The sequence below is a fragment of the Galbibacter sp. genome (genome assembly GCF_048266365.1).
Lineage (GTDB): Bacteria > Bacteroidota > Bacteroidia > Flavobacteriales > Flavobacteriaceae > Galbibacter.
Genome location: NZ_JBLWZP010000002.1, coordinates 125,729 through 141,694, shown reverse-complemented (window position 1 = coordinate 141,694; position 15,966 = coordinate 125,729). Strand labels below are relative to the sequence as shown.

The following is a 15,966-nucleotide window of genomic DNA, read 5'->3' as shown; positions in this document are numbered from 1 at the left end:
TAGCCCTAACACCGGTGCGGATAATGTGCACAATCAGGATTACAATTTTATGGTTACTAGATCGATTGTATGATTTGATCTATGGGTAAACGGGATTTTGGGTTTAAAGAGGGTTGGTTTTTATCTTCTGGGCTCCTATAACCAATAGCTACCGCGAATAAACACTTATAGCCATCTAATTGTAGGATCTCGTCGTACTGCTCATTTTTGATTCCCTCCATTGGAGTGCTGTCGATATCCAGGCTGGCACATGCTGACAGGAAAAATCCTAAAGAGAGGTAAACTTGGTGTCGAAACCAAGATCTAACTTCTATCTCTGGTAAGGGTTTAAGAAAGTTGTTGTAATATCCAATACTTCCCTCTGGTAAAGATTCTTTAATCTGTGCTTCGAATTTAGCTATATCATCTACAGCACTAAACACAATCAAATGACTCGCTTGATTGATTTTATTCTCGTTGAAATATGAAGCCGCAGCCAATTCGCGTTTTACTTTTTCATCGGAAACAAAAATGAATTTCCATGGTTGACTATTAATCGATGATGGACTCATTTGTAGTATGCCTTGGAGTTTTTTGATTTGCTCCTCTGGAATTTTCTTATCCTCTTTGTATTGTTTTGTGGTGTACCTGTTTTGTATTAATTCTGAAAAATTCATCTATATTTAGCCATTAAAATTAAACTATACTATTTATAGCTGCAAACATAAGTATAGTTTCTTATCTTTGCAATAACGGTCAAAAATGATAGTATCATATGTATTGTATAGACAACGAAGAATACCCATGCGCAACTAGCTTAACAATGAAATACATAGGCAAAAAATGGAAGGCAGTTATCCTCATTCATTTAATTGAAAAAAAACGATACAATGAGTTGAGAAAGGAGCTTCCTATGGTCACAGAGCGAACCATAAGTCTTCAATTAAAAGAATTGGAGGCTGATGGACTAGTTAAACGTACGGTATATACAAGTAAACCACCCTTGAAAGTAGTGTATGAGCTCACGGAATTTGGAAAGACCCTTATTCCATTGCTACACGCTATTGGTGACTGGGGTAAAAAGACTGCTGAGCAAAATCATCGTATAAAGGTCGTTGCTTAGTTTGATAGGTTAGGTTTCCTAAAGGAAGTATCTTGAATCAAATTGCCAGTTTAATGGGCTGAATCGCCAAACGCTTTTTCTTCTGCGACAGCTCCGTTAATTGACCAAGGGTTACTTTAGTTTTTAATCTTGCTTATTTTTGGTTCTATCATACAAATTACAATTCAGTTAAAAATCAATAAGTTAAAGCTTTTAGCTGTTCCGTATAGAAATAAGAATCTGTTAATGGACACAACCGTAGATAGCATACGTCTGTTTGGTGTGGTGTTCTGAAAAGTTGTAAAATATAACGTTATACCTGAAATTCGATATATTTATTTTTTTTAGAAAAAAACTCGATATAATATTTGGATACCAGTTTTTTATTGAGTTAAATTTGCAGTGTTAAACAAAACGACATGAAATTATTTAATGTACATCATCATCATTTTTACACTGGCACTCAGGCGAGGTAAAGATCTATGTACATTATCCAACATATGTTAACCCGTTTGAGTCAAATCAAACGGGTTTTTTTTATGCAATTTGCAGTAATCAATATTAATGTTCGAAGGTTTTAAAAATATGGAAGAAAGAAAAATTAAAATAGCAATTCAGAAATCAGGTAGACTGAATGAGGATTCATTAAAAATACTCAAAGACTGTGGGATTTCAATAGACAACGGGAGAGATCAACTTAAGGCCTTAGCTAGAAATTTCCCATTAGAGGTGTTGTATTTGAGAAATGGTGATATTCCACAATATCTAAGAGATGGTGTGGTGGATCTAGCTATTGTTGGTGAGAACCTTCTTTTTGAAAAAGGGTCTGATTTACGGGTGATTGAAAAATTAGGTTTTTCAAAGTGTAAAGTGTCTTTGGCAATTCCAAAAGGCCAAACGTTTAATTCCATTAAAGATTTGGAAGGAAAACGAATTGCGACATCATACCCTAATACGGTAAAAGAGTTTCTTCAACGAGAAAACATCAACGCGGAATTGCATATTATTAATGGTTCAGTAGAGATCGCTCCTAATATTGGATTGGCGGATGCTATTGTGGATATTGTTTCCAGTGGAAGTACCTTGTTTAAAAATAACTTAAAGGAGGTTACTACATTGATGAGGAGTGAAGCTGTTCTGGTATCATCTCCTGCGCTTCCTGAAGAAATAAATACGGTAGTTGAGAAGCTGAGATTTAGAATTCAATCGGTTTTAAATGCAAGAGAATCAAAATATGTGCTGCTAAATGCTCCAAATGATAAGATTGATGATATTATAGCACTTTTACCTGGAATGCGAAGCCCGACGGTACTACCTTTGGCTCAAGAGGGCTGGAGTTCGATACATACGGTTATTCACAAAGACCGCTTTTGGGAAGTTATTGATGAGTTAAGAGCCATAGGTGCTGAAGGAATCCTTGTTAGTCCAATTGAAAAATTGGTAGTTTAAATCAAAAAAGTAGAATCTAGCTATGCAAAAGATATCTAATCCAAATCAAAGCAGTTGGGAAGCAATACTCCAAAGACCAACAGTGCAAATAGACGATGTTGAGAGTACCGTTTGTGAGGTGTTTAACGAAGTGCGCAGCAAAGGGGATACAGCCTTGGATAAGTATACCAGCCTTTTTGACGGCGTACAATTACAAAACATTCAGGTTTCAGAATCAGAAATCCAACAAGCCAGTAATCAGGTAAGCGACTCCTTAAAGGAGGCTATTGATCTGGCGAAGAATAATATCACTGCTTTCCATAGCGCTCAAAAGACCTCCCGGGTAGAGGTGCAAACGACCCCAGGAGTATATTGCTGGCAGGAAAAGCGGCCTATTGAAAAGGTAGGATTGTATATTCCCGGAGGAACTGCACCTTTGTTTTCAACCATTTTAATGCTGGCAATCCCTGCACAACTGGCAGGTTGTAAGCAGGTTGTTTTGTGTACCCCTCCAGACAAACAAGGTAATGTGAATCCAGCCATTTTATACACGGCGGCCTTATGTGGGATTAAAACAATTTTTAAAGTAGGAGGTATCCAAGCCATTGCTGCAATGACCTTCGGAACACAGACCATTCCTGCAGTATATAAAATATTCGGTCCGGGTAATCAATTTGTAACAGTTGCCAAACAATATGCCACGCGATACAATATAGCCATTGATATGCCTGCAGGGCCATCAGAACTTCTTATTGTAGCAGATCAGAGCTCAAATCCAGCCTATGTTGCTTCAGATCTACTTTCACAAGCGGAGCACGGTGTGGATAGTCAAGTAATCCTTGTGAGCACCGATTCAGATACCATTGATAAGGTACAGCAAGCATTGGAAGAACAACTTGAAGATTTACCTAGAAAGGCTATTGCAAGTAAGTCTATTGAAAATTCTCGATTTGTTTACTTTGATACACAGGAAAGCGCCTTAGAATTCATCAATAGCTACGGCCCCGAACATTTTATAATAGCCAGTTCTAATGAGGAGTTTTATATCGATGGTATACGTAACGCGGGTTCAGTGTTTATTGGTAAATACACTCCTGAGTCTGCAGGTGATTACGCATCAGGGACCAATCACACCCTGCCTACAAACGGTTATGCCAAACAATATAGTGGTGTAAATTTGGATAGCTTTTTAAAAAGTATCACTTTTCAAAAGATTTCTGAGAAAGGTATCAAAAATATTGGAAATGCCATTGAATTAATGGCTGAGGCTGAAGGGCTTTTTGCGCATAAAAACGCAGTCAGTATCAGGTTAAAGGATTTAAATTAATTTCAAGGTGAGTGCAATCAATACATTATCCATGACAACAACTTTTAATTTAGAAGAATTAGTACGTAAAAATGTTCTAAAGCTTATACCTTATTCATCTGCAAGGGATGAATTTACGGGATTTAAAAATCCTATGATCTTTTTAGACGCCAACGAGAATCCGTTCAACAATGGTGTAAATCGTTATCCAGACCCTCAGCAACACTCAGTTAAAGAGGTTTTAGCGGAACAAAAGGGAGTGCTGGAGTCGCAGATTTTACTTGGGAATGGTAGTGATGAAGTTTTAGATCTGATATACAGAGTATTTTGTGAGCCCAAAGTAGATAATATCATAACCTTACCGCCCACCTATGGGATGTATAAGGTGCTTTCAGAAATAAATGATATAGAGAACAGGGAGGTTCTATTAACCGAGGACTTTGAATTGAATATCGCTGCCATCTTAGAGCAAATTGATCGCAATACAAAATTGATTTTTATCTGTAGCCCCAATAATCCAACAGGGAATATCTTTAATACAGAAGCCATTTCAACCTTGCTGAAATCATTCAAGGGGATGGTTGTAGTAGATGAGGCTTATATCGATTTTTCATCCCAATCAAGTTGGGTAAATCGATTGGAAGAATTCCCAAATCTAATAGTAACACAAACTCTTTCCAAAGCCTACGGAATGGCAGGAATTCGTTTGGGGATTTGCTATGCTAGCCAAGATGTAATTGCGCTTATCAATAAAGTTAAACCACCATATAATGTCAATGAGCTTACCCAAATAAAAGCGCTAGAGCGTCTAAGAAATCCGCAATTAATAAGAAGTGAAATTAATTCAATATTAGAAGCTAAGGATAGTTTACTTAAAGCTTTAGTTCGATTGGATTGGATAGAAAAAGTTTATCCAAGTGAGGCAAATTTCTTGCTTTTAAAAGTGGATAGCGCAAAAGAGCGGTACCAACAATTGATAGAAAGAGGCATCGTTATTCGTGATAGAAGTACACAGCCATTATGTGAGAATACCCTGAGGATAACCATAGGAACTCAACCTGAAAACACCAAATTGATAGAAGTTTTAAAGACCATATAAATGAGAAAGAAAGTACTTTTTATAGATAGGGATGGAACCCTAATTAAGGAGCCCGAAGATGAACAAATCGATTCATTTGAGAAATTAGAATTTTATCCAAAAGCGCTGCCCTATATGGCAAAAATTGCTACAGAATTGGATTATGAGTTGGTGATGGTTACCAATCAGGATGGATTAGGTGGTCCTGGATTTTCAGAGGATGATTTCTGGCCAGTTCAACATTTTATCATAAAATCTTTTGCTAATGAAGGTGTGACTTTTGAAAAGGTGGTCATCGATAAAACTTTTGCCAAGGACAATGCACCTACGCGTAAGCCCAATACCGGACTTTTGAACCAGTATTTCTCTCCAGTATATGATCTTGTTAATTCATATGTCATAGGGGATCGATTAACTGATATAGAATTGGCTAAAAACTTAGGTTCTAAAGGGATTTTCATCAATGACAATCGCTTTTTAGGTGCTGATGAGATTTCGGTAGAACGGAGCGATTTAGATGCATATATAGCGTTAGAAACTAATGATTGGAAGCAGATATATGAGTTTTTAAAATTGAGCAGCAGAGTTGCTGAAATCACCAGAAAAACCAATGAAACGGATATTTACATCAAAGTTAACCTAGACGGTACAGGGAAAAGTGATATTGCCACTGGAATTGCCTTTTTTGACCATATGTTAGACCAAATAGCAAGACATGGGCAATTAGACCTTACTATTAAAGTCGATGGTGATCTTGAGGTGGATGAGCATCACACCATTGAAGATACCGCAATTGCTTTAGGTGAGGTGTTTCAAAAAGCCTTAGGGGATAAGCTCGGAATGGAGCGTTATGGATTTTATTTACCAATGGACGATAGTTTGGCACAAGTAGCTATTGATTTTGGAGGTCGGAATTGGTTGGTTTGGGATGCAGAATTCAAACGAGAAATGATTGGAAAAATGCCTACTGAGATGTTTTATCACTTTTTTAAATCCTTTTCAGATGGGGCAAAAGCCAATTTAAATATTAAGGCAACAGGAGATAATGAGCACCATAAGATAGAGGCTATTTTCAAAGCACTTGCAAAATCAATTAAGGCAGCTGTCAAAAGAGATGTTGAAAAAATGCTTCTACCATCAACTAAAGGTGTAGTTTAGGTAGTGTATCCTAATTAGCTGGAATAAAATAACATAGTTTAATAAATAGTATATATCCTCATAGTGAAATAACTAATTTTAGCTTCGGTTTTGAGCATTATTTGGATAATATAAAATACAACAAAAATGAATATAAGTATTATAGACTATGGTGCAGGAAATATACAAAGTATAAAATTCGCACTAGAACGCATGGGTGTTGAAGCTGTTTTGACGCATGATGTTGATCAGATTACCCAAGCCGATCGTGTCATATTTCCAGGTGTTGGCCAGGCAAGTAGTGCAATGAAAAAACTTCGAAATACGGGACTTGATCAAGTCATACCTAATTTAAAACAACCTGTATTGGGCATTTGTTTAGGTATGCAGCTAATGTGTCATACTTCTCAAGAAGGAGACACCAAGGGGCTGTCCATATTCGATGTTGATGTTGTAAAATTCAGTGATAGGGTTAAAGTGCCTCAAATCGGATGGAATCAAATAACTGGATTAAGTTCTGATTTGTTTAAGAATATATGCGATCAAGAGTATATGTACTTGGTGCATAGTTACTATGCTCCACTATGCGAAGCCACTATAGCTAGTAGCTACTACGATTTACAATATTCCACTGCTTTAAATAAAGCAAATTTTTACGGAGTACAGTTTCATCCGGAAAAAAGTAGTGTGATAGGGCAGCAAATTTTAAGTAATTTTCTACAATTGATATAGCCTAAACACTAAGGACACTGACCGTACGGAGGTAGTAGAAATAAAGAATAATAGCAGATATAAAGAATTATGCAAATGAGAATAATACCGGCAATTGATATTATAGACGGGAAATGCGTACGTTTATCTAAGGGGGATTACAACACCAAAAAAGTGTATAATGAAAACCCTTTAGAGGTTGCTAAATCCTTTGAGGCACATGGTATTGAGTATTTACACTTGGTTGATTTAGACGGCGCTAAAAGCAACCATATAGTCAATTATAAGATTTTAGAGTCTATTGCTTCTAAAACAAATTTAAAAATTGATTTTGGTGGTGGGCTAAAAACTGATCAGGATCTGATAATTGCGTTCGAAAGTGGTGCGAATCAGATCACAGGTGGGAGTATTGCGGTAAAAAACCCTGAGGTATTTCAACAATGGATTCAACATTACGGGAGTGAAAAAATCATTTTAGGAGCTGATGCAGACAAGGAGAAAATTGCGATCTCAGGATGGCAAGAGGCTTCAAATGAGGCTTTATTTCCTTTTATTGCCTCATACCTTGCTAAAGGAATTCAGTATGTGATTTGTACAGATATCAGTAAGGATGGGATGCTACAAGGGCCCTCCTTCGATTTGTATCACAAGATCATAACTCAATCCCCTGAAATCAAATTAATAGCTTCAGGAGGTATTTCTACCTTTGATGAATTACCTAGGCTTGCGGAGATAGGTTGTGAAGGTACCATTATAGGAAAGGCTATTTACGAGAATAAAATTAGTTTAAAACAACTTGAAAATTATATAGTAAAGGGATGTTAACCAAAAGAATTATACCCTGTTTGGATATCAAAAACGGCAGGACGGTAAAAGGTGTTAATTTTGTGGATTTAAGGGATGCAGGTGATCCAATTGAGCTTGCAAAAATATATGCTGAGAACGGTGCTGATGAGTTGGTTTTTCTAGATATATCAGCAACAGAAGAAGAACGTAAGACCCTAAAAGATTTGGTGTTAGGCGTGGCAAAGAATGTCAACATACCCTTCACAGTAGGGGGGGGTATTTCTTCGGTAGAGGATGTGGATGCGCTACTAAAGTGTGGTGCAGACAAGGTTTCTGTAAATTCAGCAGCAGTTAAAAACCCTGACTTAATCAACCAATTATCTGCAAAATTTGGAAGCCAATGCGTGGTAGTTGCCATAGATGCCAAACAAATTGATGGGCAGTGGAAAGTTCATCTAGTTGGAGGAAAGGTTGCTACCGAGCTCGATTTGTTTGAATGGGCAAAGGAAGTCGAACAGCGTGGTGCTGGGGAAATTCTTTTCACCTCAATGGATCACGATGGGACAAAAGACGGCTTTGCCAATGAAGCTTTAGCTCGACTTTCCAATGAACTAAATATAGCTGTTATTGCCTCTGGAGGAGCTGGTAAAGCTGCTCATTTTGTAGATGCCTTTAAGACGGGGAAAGCTGATGCAGCTCTAGCTGCCAGTGTTTTCCATTTTAAAGAAATAGAAATTATCGCATTAAAGGAATCGCTTAGAGCAGAGGGAATACCAGTCCGTTTATAATAATATAAAACGTTAGTAGAATATGGAAAATATAGATTTTGATAAAAATAACGATGGACTTGTACCTGCGATCATTCAGGATTACAACACCAAAAATGTATTGATGCTTGGGTATATGGACCAAGAGGCATACCGGAGAACCATCGATACCAAAAAAGTAACCTTTTTCAGCCGCACCAAACGAAGGTTGTGGACCAAGGGTGAGGAGAGTGGAAATTTCTTGAATTTAGTTGATATTAAACTTGACTGCGATAATGATACTTTATTGGTTTACGTGAATCCAGTAGGGCCAGTGTGTCATAAGGGGACTGATAGCTGTTGGGGTGAATCTAATGAATTAAAACTTGGCTTTTTAAGTGATTTAGAAGCTATAATTAGTGACAGGCATACCAACAAAGAAAATGAGAAAAGTTATGTGGCTTCTTTATTTAGAAGTGGGATTAACAAAGTAGCTCAAAAAGTAGGAGAGGAGGCTGTTGAAACGGTTATTGAAGCACTGGATTCCAATGATGAGCTCTTCTTAAACGAAAGTGCAGATTTGTTATTTCACTATCTTATTTTACTTCAAGCCAAGGGGTATACCCTTAAAGATATAATAGCTGTATTGAAAGGTAGACACTAAGATTTTTCTTATATTTAGGTGGGAACAGATTTACGCATCTATGAAAAACAAACAAAGGAAAACCTTGAAAACACCCGCCAAACATCGGCGAACAAAGCACGCCCTAGGAAATGCGCCTGGAACCATAAGGTATGTGGGTAGTCGTGAAGTTGAACAGCAGATTATCCGTGTTACAGATTATAAGGAGAATTACCATAGCGTTCAAGAAGTGAAAGCTGTTGAGCAAGTGTTTCAGTACAAAGACACAGACACCGTAACCTTAATTGATATACAAGGTTTAAACCAGGAGGAGGAAATTGAAAAACTCGGGAAGCATTTTCAAATAAATCCCTTGGTTTTAGAGGATTTGGTCAATACCAGTCAGCGCCCAAAGGTAGATGAATATGAAGATTATATTTTTTGCGTATTCAAATCCGTTACTTTGAGTGAGGCCAATAGGGTAGTCATTGAGCATGTGGCAATTATTTTGTTTCAAGATTCAGTATTGTTGTTCCAAGAGGTTGAGAATCCGGTGTTCGATGGGGTGCGGCGACGAATTTCAAATGAATATGGTAGAATTCGTTATAAGAAATGTGATTATTTGTATTTTGCACTTATTGATTCTATTATTGATCAGTATTTTGTAGTTTTAGAAGAAATTACTGATCATATTGAACATCTTGAGGATCAAGTGTATAATTATCCGAAATCAGCAATTGTCAACGAAATTCAAGATCTCAGAAAGGAAATAATAGATCTAAGAAAGAACGTACTGCCAGTTCGCGAAATTAGTGCGCGGCTTGTGAATACTGAACACAAGCTCATAGGGGAGGACACCAAGTTGTATTTAGGAGATGTACATGATCATAGTGTTCAAATCCATGAAACCCTTGAAATGCTCCGTGAAATGAGTATGAGTTTGATGGAAATGTATATGAGTACGGTAACGGTCAAAATGAATGAGATCATGAAGGTGCTCACCATTATGACGAGTATATTTATTCCTTTAACCTTTATTACAGGGGTTTATGGCATGAATTTCCAATACTTGCCAGGGCTACATTCTGAATTTGGATTTTACGCTGCAATGGGAATAATGTTTTTAATTTTAGTGACACTGATTGTCTATTTTAAAAGCAAGCGGTGGATCTAAAATAAATCCAAATATTTTAGGGTCTTATAATGAAGTTTGACATCATAACCAGCCCAGCCAATACAAGCCCCATTCCGATTAACTTTTCAAGGGTGTTACTATTAAGACTGAGATTAAGTCGCTGTCCACCTAGAGCTCCAGCTGCAAATCCAAGCATAATTGGCCAAGCCGATATAAAATGGATATGATCCAATACGTAATGACTGAGACTTCCCGTAGTACTGGTAATAACAATCATAAATAGGGCAGTTGCCGTTGCAATTTTAACTGGCATTCGAAAGACCTTTAACATAATTGGAGTTTTTAAGAATCCTCCACCAATTCCAAATAGACCCGCAAGTGTTCCAGCCATCAAACCAAATAATAATACCATCCATCCACTAAATCTATAGGCCACATGATTGGGGTGATTCTTTATGATATACCGTGGCTTTAGGGTATTGAGCTTGTAGAAGAAACTTTGTCCTTTTTTGTTTTTACTGCGCAACTTTATGAAAAAAGAAAACCCCAGGAACAACACTAGTATCGCAAAAATAATTTCTAAATGCTTGGCAGTGATATAAGACAGTAGAAGTACTCCTATAAAGACTCCTAGTATTGTAGGGATTTCTAAAAGTATTCCCATTTTAAAATCGACATATCCTTCCTTTCGATTTAAAAAGGTGGAAATCAGTGAGGAAGGTAATAAGGAGATCATAACCGAGCCAACAGCTGTAGTTAATGGATAACTAAACACTGTAATTAAAATGGGTACCATGAAAATTCCACCTCCAAAGCCAACAACTGATCCAAATAAACTAATGGTAAAACTGATCAGTATGAGGATTAGGGTAATTATAATTTCTGTTTCCATCTAGCTTTGGCCTAAATTTTAGTATTTATGAAGCAAATTTAATCAATTGGCAGATTAGGATATCTATGTACTAGATAGGCTAATTGCCATTGTAAATTAGGCCATTTCACTAGGCTATGGAAATTCTATGAATAAGGGGTTATGGCCGCTATTTGTATAGATCAGATGATAGATAGCGATCTCCACGATCACAAATAATTACTACAATAACACCCTTGTCTAATGTTTTGGTGAGTTTTAAGGCAGCAGCGACAGCACCTCCGCTACTCATACCTGCAAAGACGCCTTCTTTTCGAGCTAAATCTCTGGCGGTTTGTCTAGCTTCTCCTTCACTGACCTCAATAACTTGATCTACTTTTTCTGCGTCGAAAATCTTAGGAAGATATTCCTGTGGCCATTTACGTATTCCCGGTATCTTTGAATTGTCTGTTGGTTGTACTCCTACAATTTGAACAGCTTTGTTCTGCTCCTTTAAATAGGTTGAAGTCCCCATAATTGTACCGGTAGTCCCCATGGATGATACAAAGTGAGTTACCTCTCCATCGGTATCATTCCATATTTCTGGGCCTGTGGTCAGGTAATGTGCTTTCCAATTGTCTGGATTTCCGAATTGATTTAAGGAGACATACCCATGATCTCTTACCTTACTCTCTGCATAATCTCGAGCACCTTCAATTCCAACCTCCGCAGGGGTTAGGGTTACAAGTGCGCCGTAGGCTCTCATAGTTTGAACACGCTCTTTGGTTGAGTTTTCAGGCATCACCAACTCAAGATCTAACCCAAATAAACTAGCAATCATGGCTAGGGCGATCCCAGTGTTTCCGCTGGTAGCTTCAATAATTTTGGTTTCTTTAGTGATTTCTCCGCGGTCCATGGCGCTTTTGATCATATAGTAAGCCGGTCTGTCTTTAACGCTTCCTCCAGGGTTATTCCCCTCAAGTTTAAAGAGCAGCTTGACTGCTGGATTTGTATTGAGGCTTTTGGATTCTACTATTGGAGTATTTCCAATTCGATCTAATATGCTATAACTATTCATTGTTTGCAGTCTTTATTTTAATATCAGGGGTGTGTGTAACTATGGAGTTTGGTGCTATGGACTTTGTCAACCAAACGTTTCCACCAATGGTACTATTTTTACCTATAACCGTATTACCACCCAAAATGGTTGCATTGGCATAAATTGTAACATTGTTTTCGATAGTAGGGTGCCTTTTTACATTTTTCAAATTCTTTGCCACATGGAGCGCACCTAGGGTTACCCCTTGATATATTCTTACAAAATCCTTTATATGCGCTGTTTCTCCTATGACAATTCCCGTTGCGTGATCAATAAAAAAGGATTTGCCAATGGTTGCTCCTGGATTGATATCCACTCCAGTTAACCTATGTGCATATTCTGTCATCAATCTCGGAACCAATGGAAAACCAGCCTTATAAAGCTCATGGGCTAGGCGATAGATAGCAATCGCATAGAATCCAGGATAACACAGGTACACTTCTTCCTTGGATATTGCTGCAGGATCATCTTCGAGGAAGGTGTCTGCATCTAAATTTAAAAGTTCTAATATCCCTGGTAGACTTGCAATATAGTTTTCCCATACACTGGAACATGTCTTATTTACATTCCAACATGCTAAATCCACCAATTCTTCGAAGATCTTCTCAAGTTCAAACATATTCTGTTCTACCGGAGTTTCGGCATCAAACAAAGTATAAAAAAGTAAGTCTGTGAACTTTTCTGCTCGCTCCTTGAGCCTGAACTTTAAATTAGGATGTTGTTTATGTTGTATTATTTGCTGAGCAATTGTCTTTTCCATTCCTTTTTTATTTCTTCAAATTTATGATAAATCCGCTGATTACTTGAGTGTTTTTGTAACTTTACAGGTAAAATTAATTACAAAATACATCAGTCGAATGGAAGCAGTTTGCATTTCAAAAACAACCTTAAAATTTTTAAAAACTTTAAAACAAAACAACAACAGAGAATGGTTTGAACAGCACAAGCCAGAATTTAAAGTAGAACAAGCGCTCTGTAAGAACTTTTTTGGGCAGGTGTTATTGAAATTGAAATCCCATGATGATATTATAGATTTAAAAGTGTTTCGAATTTATAGAGACGTACGCTTTTCGCACGATAAAACCCCGTATAAAACACATATAGCCTGTAGTTTTAAGCGTGCCAAACCAAATTTAAGGGGTGGTTATTACTTGCATATTGAACCGGGTAATTCTTTTCTAGCTTGTGGATTTTGGGCACCAGAAAAAAAGGATATCAATAGAGTTCGTAAAGAATTTGAAGTTGATGCCTTAGAGCTGCGAGAGATAATAGATGCCTCCGATTTTAAATTACACTTTGGTCAGCTTAAGGGTGACGAGCTTAAAACGGCACCTAGAGGTTTTGACAAAACGCACCGGAACATTGATCTGATTCGAAAAAAGCAATGGATTGTCACAAAAGAATTCACCGACAGTCAAGTCTTAGCCGAAAGTTTCTTAACTGAGATAGACGGTGCTTTTCAGTCTATTCGACCTTTTTTTGATTATATGAGTGAGGTACTAACCACTGACCTAAATGGTGAATCGCTACTATAGCCTTGCATTTTTGTAGCAATCCATATAACTATCAGACGCAAATCTCTAGCTCTATGAGCTGCATCTGATCTTTTAAGGTTTCAACGACCAAATTCATCATTCTTTTGTTTAGGGCGGAAGAATCTTCGATATAAATCAAATATTCATCTACGGTAAATTGCCCAATGACCATTCCCTTTAAGGAATTTCTAAATTTGATGTCTTTTTGGATTGCATTTTCAATGTATTGAAAGCGCTTTTCTACCTCGAGGGTGTAATAAACACCTTTGTGTTTGTTGGCGTAATTCTTAAAGGCTTCAACCAACAAATACTGCTGTAATTTGATTACTGGCCTGAGTGTAACGTTTTGAAAACGCTCGCTTGCACTCATTGAATCGTAAATTGTTTCTTGTGGAATTTCAGGGCGTATACGTAGTAAATCCACTGTTCTGGTATCCATAATAAAAGAAGTTTTACTAAAGATAAGGATATAAGAAGTCTCAAAATTGGTAAGGACAAATACTTTTCAACTGGGTTATAAACAATTACGTAAAGAATTTTACTGTCAATATATAGAGTCTAAAAACAATGAAGGTCCTCGAAATTACTTTCGAAGACCTCCATGTTCAATGTACTAAGTATTAGTTTTATTGGATTCCTTTAATAATTAGGATTTTGGATCAGTGTTGGTTGTCCACTTGCGTCAACACTCAAATCAATTTGTGCTTGAGGAATAGGGTAGTACTCACTTCGTCCAGGGATAAATTGACCTCCACGAACATCTGTGGTGATATTTCCTTGATAATCGAAGTAGGCATTGAGCGTTTGCGCTGCAATCCCCCAACGAACTAGATCAAAAAAGCGATGCCCCTCCATTGCCAGTTCTAGTTTTCTTTCAAAATAGATAGCATCTAACGCTTGCTGCGTTGATCCAAACTGGGTTGCAGTATACTCTGAAATCACATACTCTGCAGCAGTGGTTGTTTCGTCAAATCCATCCATTGGATTAGAAGCGTCTCTGTACTTGTGAAGGAACCCATCCGGATTAGCAGCTCTTCTACGAACTCTGTTCACATACTCCATGGCTATAGGAAGGCTACCGGCTTGAGCCTCTGCCTCAGCGGCCATAAGTAATACATCAGCAAATCGGATAACATGCACATTTATAGCAGTTCCTGGAGCCCAAGAACTTTGATCTGCAAATTTATCTTGTGTTGCTTGCCAATAGATAGTCTTCTTAGGAGCATAAGGACCACCATAGGCCTGATCCCTTACCCATGAGGCGCCTGGGTGAAGGCCCCAATCGTGAAATGGTATTCCACGTCTACCTACAGTCCAATCCAAACGAGGATCTAAGGAACCTGCATATGGCGTGAAAGGTTCATTAGATGAAATACCCATATCGCTTTTAACCGGATCAGTGTTGTAATTGTCTAAATCAGGTAATCCAGTAACTGGGTCGGTTTTATAAGAGTTCACAAGCTCTTGGGTGGGTTGATAAAATCCACAACATCTAAATGGACTGTTGTAAGGAAAATTTAACATTCCACCTTGATTTGAGTTAGCGATGGTTCCAGTTCCGTCATTGGCAACCATTTGAATGTCAAATACGGTCTCTGAATTATTTTCGGTTGCTGCATCAAAATTATCCCTAAACCGTGGTAGAAGGTCATACTTTACTCCACCGGCGTTGACACCTTGATTTACGACAATCGTAAAAATATCCTTAGCCTCTGTGAATTTATGTTGGAATAAATAGGTTTTACCCAAATATGAAGCAGCAGCCCACTTATTTGCTCTACCAAATTCACTTTGAACTGCTGGAAGATTTTCATAAGCAAATTGAAAATCAGCCTCTATCATAGGCCAGATATCTTTGTCATTTGGTGTCTTTGGATCTTCTGTCGTTTCGTCGATCCAAGGAACCATATTATACATTTTTTTAAGTTCGAAATAATAATGTCCTCTTAAGAATCTTGCCTCACCAAGAATTACCGCTTTCTGTGCCTCTGGAATATCCTCGGCCTGAACGCAGTAAAGAATGGTGTTGTTACATCGGTTAATCCCTTCATAAGTTGCTTTCCATTTGGTGTTGAAAAAGCCGTTAGAGGCATCGCTGGAAAATTTTGCAATAGGGTCTATCGCAGGTTGATCTCCTCCAAAACTTCCTTTACTGGCGATACCTCCGGCAATTGTTCCGTATATCCAGTTGTCTGGAGAGGCTTCCCATGCTCCACCACCTCCAAGTGCGGATCCGTTGGCTTGTCCATCTAAGGCTGCGTAAGCACCTATTAAGAGGGCGTTCACACCAGTTTGAGTGGCTACAGGTTCCTCTGGTAACGCACCTGTTGTGGGTTGTTCCAAGAAACTATCAGCACAGGAGCTTAGCAGTGCTGTCAGTATTAGAACAGCTGCAGGAAAACGCCATGTTTGTTTTATAAATTTCATATGTTTTATATTTTTCAATTTCATC

Annotated in this window: 17 protein-coding genes; 11 read left to right on the top strand and 6 right to left on the bottom strand. The window is 37.8% G+C overall.

Annotated features, from left to right (window positions below; translation table 11 throughout):
• Positions 1–56: 56 nt before the first annotated feature.
• Positions 57–656, bottom strand: a complete 600-nt coding sequence (locus ACN0TV_RS03585; RefSeq protein WP_417360199.1) for a nitroreductase family protein — start codon at positions 654–656, stop codon at positions 57–59.
• 98 nt (positions 657–754) lie between these two features.
• Here ACN0TV_RS03585 and ACN0TV_RS03580 point away from each other — a divergent pair, with 98 nt between their 5' ends.
• The 10 genes from ACN0TV_RS03580 (at position 755) to corA (ending at position 10,069) form a co-directional block, all read left to right on the top strand.
• Positions 755–1,102, top strand: a complete 348-nt coding sequence (locus ACN0TV_RS03580; RefSeq protein ID WP_417360197.1) for a winged helix-turn-helix transcriptional regulator — start codon at positions 755–757, stop codon at positions 1,100–1,102.
• Positions 1,103–1,666: 564 nt separating this feature from the next.
• The gene (hisG, locus tag ACN0TV_RS03575; RefSeq protein WP_417360195.1) at positions 1,667–2,530 is read left to right on the top strand and encodes an ATP phosphoribosyltransferase; all 864 of its coding nucleotides are present in this window, start codon (positions 1,667–1,669) and stop codon (positions 2,528–2,530) included.
• A gap of 22 nt (positions 2,531–2,552) precedes the next feature.
• Positions 2,553–3,836, top strand: coding sequence for a histidinol dehydrogenase (hisD, locus tag ACN0TV_RS03570; protein WP_417360193.1), 1,284 nt, complete (start codon positions 2,553–2,555; stop codon positions 3,834–3,836).
• Positions 3,837–3,867: 31 nt separating this feature from the next.
• On the top strand, positions 3,868–4,914 hold the full coding sequence (gene hisC / locus ACN0TV_RS03565) for a histidinol-phosphate transaminase (protein ID WP_417360191.1): 1,047 nt from the start codon (positions 3,868–3,870) through the stop codon (positions 4,912–4,914).
• On the top strand, positions 4,915–6,051 hold the full coding sequence (gene hisB / locus ACN0TV_RS03560; RefSeq protein WP_417360189.1) for a bifunctional histidinol-phosphatase/imidazoleglycerol-phosphate dehydratase HisB: 1,137 nt from the start codon (positions 4,915–4,917) through the stop codon (positions 6,049–6,051).
• Between the two features lie 126 nt (positions 6,052–6,177).
• A complete protein-coding gene (gene hisH / locus ACN0TV_RS03555) occupies positions 6,178–6,762 on the top strand; it encodes an imidazole glycerol phosphate synthase subunit HisH (protein WP_417360187.1) in 585 nt (194 codons plus the stop codon).
• A 75-nt stretch (positions 6,763–6,837) separates the two neighbouring features.
• Positions 6,838–7,566, top strand: a complete 729-nt coding sequence (gene hisA / locus ACN0TV_RS03550) for a 1-(5-phosphoribosyl)-5-[(5-phosphoribosylamino)methylideneamino]imidazole-4-carboxamide isomerase (RefSeq protein ID WP_417360185.1) — start codon at positions 6,838–6,840, stop codon at positions 7,564–7,566.
• A complete protein-coding gene (gene hisF / locus ACN0TV_RS03545) occupies positions 7,560–8,315 on the top strand; it encodes an imidazole glycerol phosphate synthase subunit HisF (RefSeq protein ID WP_417360183.1) in 756 nt (251 codons plus the stop codon). The genes hisA and hisF overlap by 7 nt, the downstream gene beginning before the upstream one ends.
• Positions 8,316–8,337: 22 nt before the next feature.
• Positions 8,338–8,937, top strand: coding sequence for a bifunctional phosphoribosyl-AMP cyclohydrolase/phosphoribosyl-ATP diphosphatase HisIE (hisIE, locus tag ACN0TV_RS03540; RefSeq protein WP_417360181.1), 600 nt, complete (start codon positions 8,338–8,340; stop codon positions 8,935–8,937).
• A 40-nt stretch (positions 8,938–8,977) separates the two neighbouring features.
• Positions 8,978–10,069: a magnesium/cobalt transporter CorA gene (gene corA, locus ACN0TV_RS03535; RefSeq protein ID WP_417360179.1), complete on the top strand. Its 1,092-nt coding sequence runs from the start codon at positions 8,978–8,980 to the stop codon at positions 10,067–10,069.
• A 16-nt stretch (positions 10,070–10,085) separates the two neighbouring features.
• Here the strand turns inward: corA and ACN0TV_RS03530 are convergent, their stop codons facing one another.
• The 3 genes from ACN0TV_RS03530 to epsC form a co-directional block, all read right to left on the bottom strand.
• Positions 10,086–10,922 carry a sulfite exporter TauE/SafE family protein gene (locus ACN0TV_RS03530; protein WP_417360178.1) on the bottom strand — a complete coding sequence of 279 codons (837 nt, stop codon included), beginning with the start codon at positions 10,920–10,922 and terminating at the stop codon, positions 10,086–10,088.
• Between the two features lie 148 nt (positions 10,923–11,070).
• On the bottom strand, positions 11,071–11,958 hold the full coding sequence (cysM, locus tag ACN0TV_RS03525) for a cysteine synthase CysM (protein WP_417360176.1): 888 nt from the start codon (positions 11,956–11,958) through the stop codon (positions 11,071–11,073).
• Positions 11,951–12,739 carry a serine O-acetyltransferase EpsC gene (gene epsC, locus ACN0TV_RS03520; RefSeq protein ID WP_417360174.1) on the bottom strand — a complete coding sequence of 263 codons (789 nt, stop codon included), beginning with the start codon at positions 12,737–12,739 and terminating at the stop codon, positions 11,951–11,953. Before epsC ends, cysM begins: the two co-directional genes overlap by 8 nt.
• Positions 12,740–12,836: 97 nt before the next feature.
• Here epsC and ACN0TV_RS03515 point away from each other — a divergent pair, with 97 nt between their 5' ends.
• A complete protein-coding gene (locus ACN0TV_RS03515; protein ID WP_417360172.1) occupies positions 12,837–13,514 on the top strand; it encodes a DUF2461 domain-containing protein in 678 nt (225 codons plus the stop codon).
• Positions 13,515–13,545: 31 nt separating this feature from the next.
• Here ACN0TV_RS03515 and ACN0TV_RS03510 read toward each other — a convergent pair whose 3' ends face one another.
• Together ACN0TV_RS03510 and ACN0TV_RS03505 are read right to left on the bottom strand one after the other, a co-directional pair.
• Entirely contained in the window at positions 13,546–13,953 is a 408-nt protein-coding gene (locus tag ACN0TV_RS03510) for a glyoxalase (RefSeq protein ID WP_417360170.1), read from the bottom strand.
• 200 nt (positions 13,954–14,153) lie between these two features.
• Positions 14,154–15,941 carry a RagB/SusD family nutrient uptake outer membrane protein gene (locus ACN0TV_RS03505; protein WP_417360168.1) on the bottom strand — a complete coding sequence of 596 codons (1,788 nt, stop codon included), beginning with the start codon at positions 15,939–15,941 and terminating at the stop codon, positions 14,154–14,156.
• Positions 15,942–15,966: the final 25 nt, after the last annotated feature.